Source organism: Fructilactobacillus hinvesii, assembly GCF_024029435.1.
GTDB classification, from domain to species: domain Bacteria; phylum Bacillota; class Bacilli; order Lactobacillales; family Lactobacillaceae; genus Fructilactobacillus; species Fructilactobacillus hinvesii.
In genome coordinates this window covers 613,341-625,759 of sequence record NZ_CP097118.1, presented here as the reverse complement: position 1 = coordinate 625,759, position 12,419 = coordinate 613,341, and the positions used below count along the sequence as shown (strand labels likewise).

At 45.9% G+C, this 12,419-nt stretch carries 6 protein-coding genes and 1 riboswitch; of the genes, 1 reads left to right on the top strand and 5 read right to left on the bottom strand.

Annotated elements, in window-relative coordinates:
• Window positions 1-6 precede the first annotated feature (6 nt).
• Window positions 7-102, top strand: a riboswitch (purine riboswitch).
• Between the two features lie 35 nt (window positions 103-137).
• On the top strand, window positions 138-710 hold the full coding sequence (locus M3M39_RS02960) for a xanthine phosphoribosyltransferase (protein ID WP_252797735.1): 573 nt from the start codon (window positions 138-140) through the stop codon (window positions 708-710).
• 209 nt (window positions 711-919) lie between these two features.
• On the opposite strand, the gene M3M39_RS02955 is transcribed toward M3M39_RS02960, so the two are convergent.
• The 5 genes from M3M39_RS02955 to M3M39_RS02935 form a co-directional block, all read right to left on the bottom strand.
• Window positions 920-1,699, bottom strand: coding sequence for a DUF3800 domain-containing protein (locus tag M3M39_RS02955; protein ID WP_252797734.1), 780 nt, complete (start codon window positions 1,697-1,699; stop codon window positions 920-922).
• A gap of 108 nt (window positions 1,700-1,807) precedes the next feature.
• Window positions 1,808-5,452, bottom strand: a complete 3,645-nt coding sequence (gene rpoC / locus M3M39_RS02950; RefSeq protein WP_252797733.1) for a DNA-directed RNA polymerase subunit beta' — start codon at window positions 5,450-5,452, stop codon at window positions 1,808-1,810.
• Window positions 5,453-5,476: 24 nt separating this feature from the next.
• On the bottom strand, window positions 5,477-9,076 hold the full coding sequence (gene rpoB / locus M3M39_RS02945) for a DNA-directed RNA polymerase subunit beta (protein ID WP_252797948.1): 3,600 nt from the start codon (window positions 9,074-9,076) through the stop codon (window positions 5,477-5,479).
• A gap of 298 nt (window positions 9,077-9,374) precedes the next feature.
• On the bottom strand, window positions 9,375-11,840 hold the full coding sequence (locus M3M39_RS02940; RefSeq protein WP_252797732.1) for an ATP-dependent Clp protease ATP-binding subunit: 2,466 nt from the start codon (window positions 11,838-11,840) through the stop codon (window positions 9,375-9,377).
• Between the two features lie 20 nt (window positions 11,841-11,860).
• Window positions 11,861-12,334, bottom strand: a complete 474-nt coding sequence (locus M3M39_RS02935; RefSeq protein ID WP_252797731.1) for a CtsR family transcriptional regulator — start codon at window positions 12,332-12,334, stop codon at window positions 11,861-11,863.
• Window positions 12,335-12,419 lie beyond the last annotated feature (85 nt).

Genomic DNA, 12,419 nt, shown 5'->3' with positions numbered 1-12,419 from the left:
AGTAAGATAAAAGAAATTGTTACTGCTTATATATGGTCAGAATTGGCTGACCGTTTCTACTCCGAACCGGAATTCTGAACTATAAGTGGGAGTTAGCCCACTAGTTTAGTGGGCTTTTTTTATGGAGGAATTTGACTATGGACGCACTAAAACATGCCATTGAAACCAACGGAACCGTCTTACCGGGCAACATTTTAAAGGTAAATTCTTTTTTAAACCATCAAATTGATCCCGAATTGATGCAGCAGATTGGCCAAAGTTTTGCGGATTACTTTCAAAAGGCTGGCATCACCAAGGTCCTTACGGTAGAAGCCTCTGGAATTGCTCCTGCCGTTTTGACCGGGTTAGCCATGCACTTACCCGTAGTTTTTGCCCGAAAGAGTAAATCGTTGGTGGTTAAAGATGACGTATACAGCGCCAAAGTCTATTCCTACACCAAAAACACTAGCAACCACATCTACGTTGAAAAACAATTTCTAGATAATACCGATCGGGTCTTAATCATCGATGACTTCTTGGCCAACGGAGAGGCGACCAAGGGGCTGATTAAGATTACCAAAGCAGCCGGAGCCACGGTCGGTGGCATTGGAATTGTGATTGAAAAGACCTTCCAACCTGGAGGAGCGTACCTGCGTGATCATGATTATGACGTGTTATCGTTAGCAAAGATTGCTTCGTTAGATAACCAAAAGGTCACGTTTGCGGATTAATTAAAGGGAATAATTTAGATACAAAAAAGGGAGCGTAAACATACGCTCCCTTTTAGCTATTTAAAGCTGGTATCAACGGTAGGAATCCCGTTGTAAAATTTGCTTGTATACTCTCACTAAAAGCCATAAAAGTCGGTACGCCAATTAACGCCCTAAGATGGCCTAAAGTGATTATATCATGGTATTTCTTTTTTTCAAAATTAGTGTGTTCAATATTCTATAAAAGTATTTCCAAAAACATCAACTCTATTAAGATTACCATCATAAAATTTATCTTGAAATTTAGAATATAATTGTCTTTCTGGATAAGAATGAGTTTCAGAAAACTGTTTAACTGTTGCACCAACAACTACGTCAGCAATTTGTAACAATGGTGAACTAGAATTATCTTTAGGAATGAAAAATAGTTCTTTTATATGTTTGTTTACCACTCGATTACTAAATTTTGATTGATCTAAAAATTTAAAACCATAAAATTCTTTCATTATCTTGTCTCTACTAGTATTATCTTCAACAATTATAGATCCAGTAGCATTATTTTTCACTAAAAAATGAAGATAGTTATCTAGTAACTTTTGAAAGGCAATTACATACCAATCAGCATACTTCATTGAATATTCATGTTTCATATTTTGGGCGGAAATACTTGAACATATAAGTTTAGTTTCATGCTCATTAATTAATTTACTAATTTTCCTGAATAAAGTTTTATAAGTACTATTCGGAAAAAAAACATTTTTATAGTATGGATATTTATGAACTGTATTAAAATATTGTTGATTATTATGGTAATGAGCTATCTTGACATCAACTAAATGAATGATTCTCCTTTTAATTTCTCTTTTAGACTCCTTAGGCCACAGGTCTCTTTTAATAGCATTAAACTCATCAATAATTATCTTTTTTTCATTTTTATTTACTATCAACCCACCAACAGTAAAAAAGGAATCGAAAGTACTTTCATCAACAAAAAAATTAAAATTATCCATACAAAATTCCTCACATTTATAGTTGGTGATAATTATAACAAACATCAAATTAAATAAATAGCAAAAAAGGACGATTACAAATTGTAATCGTCCTTTTGCTTTTCTTAACTATTCGGCATCGTCACTATCAACGCTGGTTGTTTGATCAGAAGGAGCAGTTACTCCTTGATCAGCAGTTTGCCCCAGTTCTTCTGGTTCGATGTCTTCATATTCATGAACACCCGTTCCGGCTGGTAACAACTTCCCGATAATGACATTTTCCTTCAAACCGATCAATGGATCGACCTTGCCCCGAATGGCAGCATCGGTCAACACTCTGGTCGTTTCTTGGAAGGAAGCAGCTGATAAGAAACTGTTGGTTTCCAAAGCGGCCTTGGTGATTCCAAGAAGTACTGGACGAGCCGTAGCAGGAACCTTCCCTGTCATTACGGCATCCCGGTTTTGTTCCTTGAAATCATCAATATCAATCAACGTTCCAGGCAGAATGTCAGTATCACCCGGATCCATGACCCGGACCTTCCGTAACATCTGCCGCACCATGATTTCGGCATGCTTATCGTTCACTTCCACCCCTTGACGTCGGTAAACTTCTTGAACCGCCGTTAACAAGTAGGTTTCAGTGGATAAAGTATCTCTGATCTTCAGTAATTCCTTTGGATCAATCGAACCTTCGTTCAAGGCTTCTCCACGGCGAACCGTGTCACCTTCAGCAACCCGCATCCGGGCAGTCAATGGCACCTTGTACTTTCTGGTATCGGCTTTCCCTTGAATCGTGATTTCTTTAACCCCTTCAGCGGGATCTTCTTCAATCAATTCCACGACTCCGGTAACCTCACTAATGGTTGATTTACCCTTTGGATTCCGAGCTTCAAAAATTTCTTGAACCCGTGGAAGTCCCTGGGTGATATCAGTGTTACTTGCAACCCCACCGGTATGGAAAGTCCGGAGGGTTAACTGCGTTCCTGGTTCACCAATAGATTGAGCAGCAACCGTTCCGACTGCTTCTCCCACTTCCACTTCGTCACCGGTAGCAAGGTTTTGACCGTAACAACGTTCACAAACCCCGTGGGCCGTATTACAAGTAAAGGCGGAGCGAATTTCAACGGCTTCGATGCCAGCGTCCACGATTGCTTGGGCCTTCTTGTCATCGATCATTTCGTTTCGATCCACAATTACTTCGCCCGTTTGCGGGTTCGTAACCGTCTTCATGGCATTTCGACCTAAAATCCGATCGTAAAGTGGTTCAATCATTTCGTTCCCTTCCGTGATGGCAGTCACGGTTAAACCACGATCAGTGCCACAGTCTTTTTCCCGAATAATAACGTCTTGAGCCACGTCAACCAACCGCCGAGTTAAGTAACCTGAGTTGGCCGTCTTCAAGGCCGTATCGGTCATCCCTTTCCGGGCTCCGTGGGTTGAAATGAACATTTCCAAGACGGACATTCCTTCCCGGAAGTTTGAGGTAATTGGCAGTTCCATGATTTTTCCATCAGGAGATGCCATCAAACCCCGCATTCCGGCTAACTGCGTAAAGTTCGAGATGTTTCCCCGGGCACCAGAGTCACTCATCATGAAGATTGGGTTTTCTGGGTCGAAGTTCTTCAACAGGTCTTCTTGGATTTCGTCACGGGCGTTGTTCCAAACGTCCACAACCCGTTCGTACCGTTCCTGGTCGGTAATTAATCCCCGCCGGAACTGCTTTGTGATTGTATCAACCTTTTTGTGGGCTTCTGCAACCACAACGGGCTTTTCGTGTAGGTCCATGATGTCACCCATTCCGACCGTCAAACCAGACTTCGTGGATTCATCGTTTCCAAGGTCTTTAATCCGGTCCAGCAGTTCGGAGGTTTCAGTCACCTTGTACTGACTGTATACTTCCGCAATGATGTCTGATAAAAAGCCTTTCTTAAACGGTTTTACCAATTCAGCGTTGGCAAGGTGTTCGTGGATATCTTCGCCTGGTTCCAAGAAGTATTCATCCGGAACGTACCCATGCAAGTTTGTTTCGGTTGGTTCATTCAGGTAGGTAAAGGCCTTAGGCAAGATCTGGTTAAAGATCACCTTTCCGACGGAAGTAACCATGATCTTATCTTTTTGGTCGTCCGTAAACGGCTTGTCTGGATAAGCAGCGGCTTTAATCCCAATCCGGCTGTGCCAGTGCACTAACCCATCACGGTAGGCTAATTCTACTTCATTAGGGTCGTTGAAGATCATGCCTTCACCTTCCCGGTTGGGTTCTTCCATCGTGAGGTAGTAGTTCCCAATCACCATATCCTGAGATGGAGCCACAACTGGTTTTCCATCCTTTGGTGCCAAAATGTGACCCGCAGCGGCCATTAAAAGCCGGGATTCTGCTTGAGCTTCTTCTGACAGTGGCACGTGAATGGCCATCTGGTCTCCATCAAAATCAGCGTTGTAAGCAGCACAAACTAATGGGTGTAACCGCATTGATTTTCCGCTTACTAACACTGGTTCGAAGGCTTGGATTCCTAACCGGTGCAAGGTAGGGGCCCGGTTTAAGAGGACAGGGTGTTCTTTAATTACATCTGGCAGCACATCAAAGACAACATCGTCTTTTCGTTCAATTTCGCGTTTAGCGTTCTTCACGTTCGAAGCTAACCCACGTTCCACCAGTTCATGCATAATGAACGGTTTAAACAATTCTAAGGCCATCGAAACTGGTAGCCCCATTTGGCTTAACTTCAACCATGGACCAACGTCGATCACGGAACGACCAGAGTAGTCAACCCGTTTCCCCAACAAGTTCTGACGGAACCGTCCCTGCTTTCCCTTTAAGAGGTGGGACAATGATTTCAGTGGCCGGTTTCCAGGACCAGCCACTGGACGACCACGTCGACCGTTATCGATCAGGGCATCCACGGCTTCTTGAAGCATCCGCTTTTCGTTTTGCACGATGATGCCCGGTGCGTGTAAATCAAGCAACCGTTTTAATCGGTTATTCCGATTAATTACCCGCCGGTACAAGTCGTTCAAGTCAGAGGTGGCAAACCGACCCCCTTCGAGTTGGACCATTGGCCGTAAGTCAGGTGGCATTACCGGAATCGCATCCATAACCATCCAATTTAGTTGGTTACCAGAAGTCAAAAAGGCTTCCAGAATGTCTAACCGACGAATGGCCCGGGTCCGTTTTTGTCCCGTAGCGGACTTCAATTCTTCTTTGAGTTCGCCAACTTCTTTTTCCAGATCTACGTCATCTAACAGGGTTCGAATGGCTTCCGCTCCAATTTCAGCTTCAAATCGGTTGCCGTATTCACGCTTCTTGTCTCGGTATTCTTGTTCCGTTAACAGTTGTTTCTTTTCCATCGGGGTATTCCCGGGATCGGTAACAACGTAGGCCGCGAAGTAGATGACTTCTTCTAAGGACCGCGGACTCATGTCTAAGACCAAGCCCATCCGGCTCGGAATTCCCTTGTAGTACCAAATGTGAGTTACTGGAGCAGCTAACTCAATGTGGCCCATTCGTTCCCGCCGAACTTTAGCGCGGGTAACTTCAACTCCACAACGGTCACACACAATTCCCTTGTACCGGATTCCTTTGTACTTTCCACAGGCACATTTCCAGTCCTTGGTTGGTCCAAAGATCCGTTCGTCGAATAATCCGTCTTTTTCCGGTTTCAACGTCCGGTAGTTAATGGTTTCTGGTTTTTTTACTTCCCCAAACGACCAGCTGCGGATCGTTTCTGGAGCAGCCAAACCAACTTGCATGCTCTTAAATTTGTTCACATCAACCATTGGCGTTCCCTCCTTGCTCAGTTTTTACTGATCTTGTTGCTCATTTTCATCGTGTCCAGCCGCATGACTAGCTTCTGGTTTTGTTTCTGCTGGTTGATCATCTTGTTCGTGAGCAACCTTGTTTAAAGCGTTCACGTTCACAACTTCATCATCTTCATCCATGTCGCGCAAATCAATGGCCTGATGGTTAGAACCTAAGACCTTCATGTCTAATCCCAGCGCTTGTAATTCCTTCACTAAAACCCGGAATGATTCTGGAACCCCTGGTTTTGGAATTGGATCGCCCTTTACGATGGCTTCATAGGTCTTTACCCGACCAACCACGTCATCAGACTTGTACGTCAGGATTTCTTGGAGGGTGTGGGCTGCCCCATAAGCTTCGAGGGCCCAAACTTCCATTTCACCAAACCGCTGGCCCCCAAATTGGGCTTTCCCACCAAGGGGTTGTTGAGTAACCAAGGAGTAAGGTCCAATGGAACGAGCGTGAATTTTATCTTCTGACATGTGGTTCAACTTCAGGTACCCCATGACTCCGACAGCCACTGGCTTGTCAAATGGTTCCCCGGTCCGACCATCATATAGAATTGTCTTGCCATCTTCAGAAAGTCCCGCTTCTTTAACAGCATCCCACACATCAGCACTAGTAGCCCCATCAAAGACAGGCGTTGAAACGTGGATTCCCAATTTCTTGGCTGCCATTCCTAAGTGCATTTCGAGCACCTGACCAATGTTCATCCGGGAAGGCACCCCCATGGGACTTAACAGGATATCAACTGGAGTTCCATCTGGCATAAATGGCATGTCTTCTTCTGGAACCACGATTGAGACCGTCCCTTTGTTTCCGTGCTTACCGGCCATCTTATCACCGACTTGCAACTTCCGTTTTTGGGCAATGTAAACCCGCACCATTTTATTCACACCTGGTTGCAGTTCATCACCGTTTTCACGGGAGAAGACCTTGACGTCTTGAACCACTCCATCGGCACCGTGCGGAACCCGCAGGGAAGTATCCCGAACTTCACGTGATTTTTCCCCGAAGATGGCGTGCAACAACCGTTCTTCAGAAGAAAGTTCGGTCATTCCCTTAGGCGTCACCTTTCCGACCAAAATGTCACCGTCGTGCACTTCGGCTCCAATCCGGACAATTCCATTTTCGTCAAGGTCCTTTAAGGCATCTTCACCGACGTTTGGAATTTCGCGGGTCATTTCTTCTGGTCCGAGTTTCGTGTCCCGGGTTTCTGATTCGTATTCTTCAATGTGAATCGAAGTGTAGGCATCTTCTTTAACTAATTTTTCGCTAATCGCGATGGCATCTTCGAAGTTGTAACCTTGCCAAGTCATGAAGGCCACCGTTGGGTTTTGTCCTAAGGCTAATTCTCCACTTTCCATGGCTGGACCATCGGCGATGATTTCATCGGCATCGACGTGGTCCCCGGTTTTCACGATTGGTGTTTGGTTGTAGTTCATTCCGTTATTAGACCGCATGAACTTCGTCAGTTCGTACGTATCTAACGTGCCGTTGTCACGGCGGATTTTAATTTCACGCGCATCAACGTATTCTACCGTTCCTGGATATTTCGCAATCTTAGCCACTCCCGAGTCATGGGCGGTCTTGTATTCCATTCCCGTTCCCACTAATGGAGCGTGGGGATTAAGCAGTGGAACCGCTTGCCGTTGCATGTTTGATCCCATGAGGGCCCGGTTCGAGTCATCATTTTCCAAGAAGGGGATACATGCCGTAGCGACGGAAACCACTTGCTTAGGTGAAACGTCCATGTAGTCCACGTCATCAGTGTTAGCTTCCACGTATTCGGACTTGTCCCGCGCCATCACCTGGTCATCGCGGAAGGAACCGTCGGGGTTCAACGGCGAGTTGGCCTGAGCAATCACGTACTTATCTTCGTCGCCGGCCGTCAGGTAATCGATCTTATCGGTTACCTTGTGGGTGTTCCAATCCACCCGCCGGTATGGTGATTCGATGAAACCATACTTGTTAACCCGAGCATAACCAGAGAATGAGTTAATCAGTCCAATGTTAGGACCTTCGGGCGTTTCAATCGGACAAATCCGACCATAGTGGGTATAGTTAACGTCTCGAACTTCATAACCAGCCCGGTCCCGCGTAATTCCACCAGGTCCTAAGGCTGATAACCGTCGCTTGTGCGTTAATTCTCCCAGTGGGTTCGTTTGGTCCATGAACTGGGATAGTTGTGAGGAACCAAAGAATTCCTTTACGGAAGCCACGACGGGCCGAATGTTAATCAATTGTTGCGGTGTAACCGTAGCAGTATCTTGGATTGACATCCGTTCACGGACCACCCGTTCCATCCGGGATAATCCAATCCGGAATTGGTTTTGCAGTAATTCACCCACGGAACGAACCCGTCGGTTACTCAAGTGGTCGATATCGTCAGCCGAACCAAGTCCTTCTTGTAAGTTAAAGAAGTAGTTGACTTGGGCTAACATATCAGCAGGCGTGATGTGTTTGTAATCCAAGCTAATGTTGTCGTTTCCAACCACCGGAACCACTTTTTCAGGATCTGTGTTGGAGTACACCTTGATGATTTGAACCGTCACTGGATCGGTAACAACCGCTTCAGCAGATGGATTGAACGTGTAGGCTTTAAAGTCCTTGCGTTCTAAGTAAGGTGCTAACTTCTTCATTAGTTCCTTTTCGAGCACATCACCCTTGTTAGCAATGATTTCTCCCGTATCTGGATCGGCTAAGGTTTCAGCCAAAGCAGCACCCATCAAACGGTTTTTCAAGCTTAACTTTTCGTTCGTCTTGTAACGACCAACGGGAGCCATGTCGTACCGTTTCGGGTCAAAGAACCGGGTCGTTAACAGGTTTCTTGACGATTCCGCGGTCTTTGGTTCACCCGGACGCAAGCGTTCGTAGATATCCTTTAAGGCTTCTTCAACCCGTGAATCACTGGCATCCTTGTGGACGTCCTTTTCCAAAGTCAGGTTCAAGGTGTCACTCGTGGAACCAAAAATTTCCGTAATTTCGTCGTCGGAACCAAATCCAAGGGCCCGCACTAATTCCGTAATTGGTAGCTTCCGGGTCCGGTCAATCCGGATGTAAGAAATGTTCTTCGCATCCGTTGCAAATTCCATCCAAGCTCCCCGGTTGGGAATCACCGTGGCACTGTAAGTTTCACGACCATTTTTATCTAATTCTTTGTGGTAGTAAGCACCAGGCGAACGAACTAATTGCGAAACAATCACCCGTTCTGCTCCATTAATAATGAAAGTTCCCTGGTCGGTCATCAACGGTAAGTCCCCGAAGAAGACGTCTTGGGTTTTGATTTCTCCAGTTTCGTGGTTCGTTAATTTTAAGGTTACGTGCAGGGGGGCGGAGTAGTTTACTTCATGAGCCCGTGCTTCCGCAACTGTGTACTTTGGTTCTAATAATTGGTAGTCAACGAAGTCTAACGATAACTTTCCTTGAAAATCATCGATGGGCATGATGTCTTTAAACATCTCACGGAGTCCTTCGTCTAAGAACCAGTTGTAAGAATCCGTTTGGACCTCAATCAAGTTCGGTAAGTCTAAAACCTTCTTGATTCTGGCGTAACTCCGCCGGGTTCTGTGTTTACCGTACTTAACAACGTTACCGGCCATTGCTTGTGGTGTGTTTACCTTCAAGTCTTCTGCCAAGTTGTTCACCCTCCTTATAAATCTCGCGAACTGAAATGTTACAATTTGATTACAAATGGGCAAAAAGCCCAATTTTAAGCAAAAAAAATCCAAAAATAAGTACAGTTACTTATTTTTGGCTTTGTATAAACACGATTACGGACAATAGATCGCAATCGCACATTTCAATTCATAGTCAATACTTCTGTAGTATACAATGTTGCCCCCCATCCGTCAACCAAAAAGACTAACGACCAAAAGTGATCGTTAGTCTTTTCTCTATTTAAACTAATTTGGGGGACTTAGCGGTAATCGTAATTTCGTTTTTCCGGGCTCCCACCGTAATGCGATCGCCCTTTTGAAATTTACCGGCCAACAAATCTTCACTCAACGGATCTTCAATTAGAGTTTGGATAGCCCGACGTAACGGCCGCGCTCCGTACTCTGGCTGATAACCCTTAGTCACCACCGCATCGATGGCTGCCGGGGTCAAGCGGAGTTCAAAGCCTTGCTCTTCTACCCGACTCACCAGCTTGCGCGTCAGTAACCTCACAATCTGGTGTAATTCTGGTTTCGTCAGAGAATGGAAGTAAACGGTCTCGTCAATCCGGTTCAAAAATTCCGGCCGGAAGAACTGCTTAACCTGTTCGTCAATGACCTGTTTCATTTCTCGATCCCGATCCCGGGTTTGGGCGGTTTCAAATCCTACCGTCTTTTGTTGCTGTAAGGCAGTAGCTCCTAAGTTGGAGGTCATAATGATAATCGTATTCCGAAAATCAACCTTCCGTCCCTTTGAATCAGTTAAGAAGCCGTCATCAAGAACTTGCAGCAACATGTTAAAGACGTCCGGATGTGCCTTTTCTACTTCATCCAGCAAAACAACGGAGTATGGATGATTGCGAACCTTTTCAGTCAGCTGGCCGCCCTCGTCGTAACCAACGTAACCAGGAGCAGATCCCACTAACCGACTAGTAGAGTACTTCTCCATGAATTCACTCATATCCACTCGAATCATGTCATCGGACGAACCAAACATCGTAGCCGCCAACTGCTTGGCTAGCTCGGTCTTTCCAACTCCCGTCGGACCTAAGAAGAGGAACGAGCCAATCGGCCGGTTCGGATCCTTCAAACCACTCCGGGCCCGCCGAACCGCTCTAGCCACGGCCGAAACGGCTTCGTCTTGTCCAATCACGTGTTTGTGCAGTTGAGCTTCTAGATTAATCAACTGATCCGTATCGGCTTTTTGGAGCTTAGTAACCGGAACCCCAGTCCATTCAGCTACAATCCGAGCCACGTCTTCGGCGTCCTCTTGTAGTTCATACTGATGATTATCGTTTTCGCGTTGGCGTTGTTGATCACTTTGCTGCTGCAACTGTTGGAGCTCTCGTTCCAGTTCTTGTTCGTGAGCCCGAATCGAAACCGCATCGTCAAAACGTTGGTCCTCAATTGCCTGATCCTTTTCTTTGCGTGCCGTTTCTAATTCTTGCTGTTTTTTCAGCACCGGACTCGTTCCTTGTAGTTCATCAATCCGCACCTTAGCAGCGGCTTCATCCATTAAATCAATGGCTTTGTCCGGCAAGAAGCGGTCACTAATGTAGCGGTGGGATAAATCAACGGCCGCATCAATCGCAGCATCAGTAATCTGAACGTGGTGGTGTTCTTCATACTTCGGCCGTAAGCCTCGAAGAATTTCCTTGGCTTCAGTAACGGATGGTTCGTTCACCTGAATCGTGGCAAACCGCCGTTCCAATGCCGCATCAGACTCAATGTGTTTTTGGTATTCATCGAGGGTCGTTGCTCCCATCATCTGAAGTTCGCCCCGAGCTAAGGCCGGCTTCAAAATGTTAGACGCATCAATGGCTCCTTCGGCGCCTCCAGCTCCAATCAGGGTATGGAGTTCGTCGACAAATAGAATCACGTTCCTACTCGTCTGGATTTCGTTAATCACCTTCTTTAACCGGTTTTCAAATTCACCCCGGTACTTGGTTCCCGCCACTAAGGAGCCCATGTCGAGCATCATAATCCGTTTGTTCAACATGTCCTCCGGGACGGCCTTTTGCACGATCTTTTGTGCTAGACCTTCCGCAATCGCGGTCTTTCCAACTCCTGGTTCCCCGATTAAAACGGGATTGTTCTTGGTTCTTCTGCTCAACACCTGAATGGCCCGCTTGATTTCTTGATCTCTACCAATAATTGGATCGAGTTGCTCATCTCGGGCGGTCTTGGTCAGGTCCTTAGCTAGAGAATCTAGCGTCGGAGTTTGGCTTTCGTTAGCTTGCTTTTCGCGAGCTGCTCCGACGCCTTGGTCCGGAACCCCCATCTTACGGATCGTAATCTTACGAACTTCTTCAGGAGTAGTGCCAAGCCCCACCATAATTCGGGAGGCCACTCCCTTTTCATCGGTCGTCAGGGCCAACAATAGGTGCTCTGGTCCAACCTTTAAGCTCCCGTATTGTTGGGAGATTCGAGCAGCCAGAGCGATGATGTCTCTCATTTTAGGTGAGTAACTCAGGTAGGTTGTAGCTTCAGCATCTAAGTTTCCGTAGCCAACTCGTTGTTCGATTTCCTCAAAAACGTCTTGATCTGTGATTGAGAGTTGCGTCAGGGTTTCGTAAGCAATCCCAGTTTTTTCCAGCGTTAGCGCCAACAAAAGATGCTCGGTTCCCACCGCTTGGTGCTTAAAGCTGCGCGCTTGGTCTTGTGCAATGTTTAACACTCGTTTTGCACTGGGAGTTAATGAATCTGCCATAAAAGCAAGTCTCCTTTCAATTAGCATTCGTACCGTAAACGACTCAACAGAGCCTTCAGGACGTTTGCTCGTACTTTTCCTTCGGTTTCAGCATCAGTAATGGCAATTGCTTCATGAGTTAAGATGGAAGAAATCATGTTAACTTCGCGGGCGGAAAGCATCCCATTATGATAGAGGGTGGTTAGAATGTCTTCTTCGGCTTTTTGGGTAATCTGGGTGCCGATGGAGGTCACCAACTGGTCAAACACTTCAGCATCACTGGCCAAATCAATTTGTTCGATGCGGATGTAACCACCCCCGCCCCGCTTGCTCTGGACCACGTAACCGTCGCGCAGGGTAAATCGAGTTTTAATCACATAATTAATCTGAGAGGGGACGACGTCAAAGTGGTCCGCAATGTCTGAACGACGAATTTCCACTTCCGGCGTGTCCGCACTAAGCAACAATTGTTTTAAATATTCTTCGATTGTATCTGACATGCTGTGATGTGTCATAATCTCATCTCATCTCTGACTAATGTTGACTTTAATTATATAATATCCACAGCAAATAACAAGCAAAGGCCCTCCGTTGGTTTCT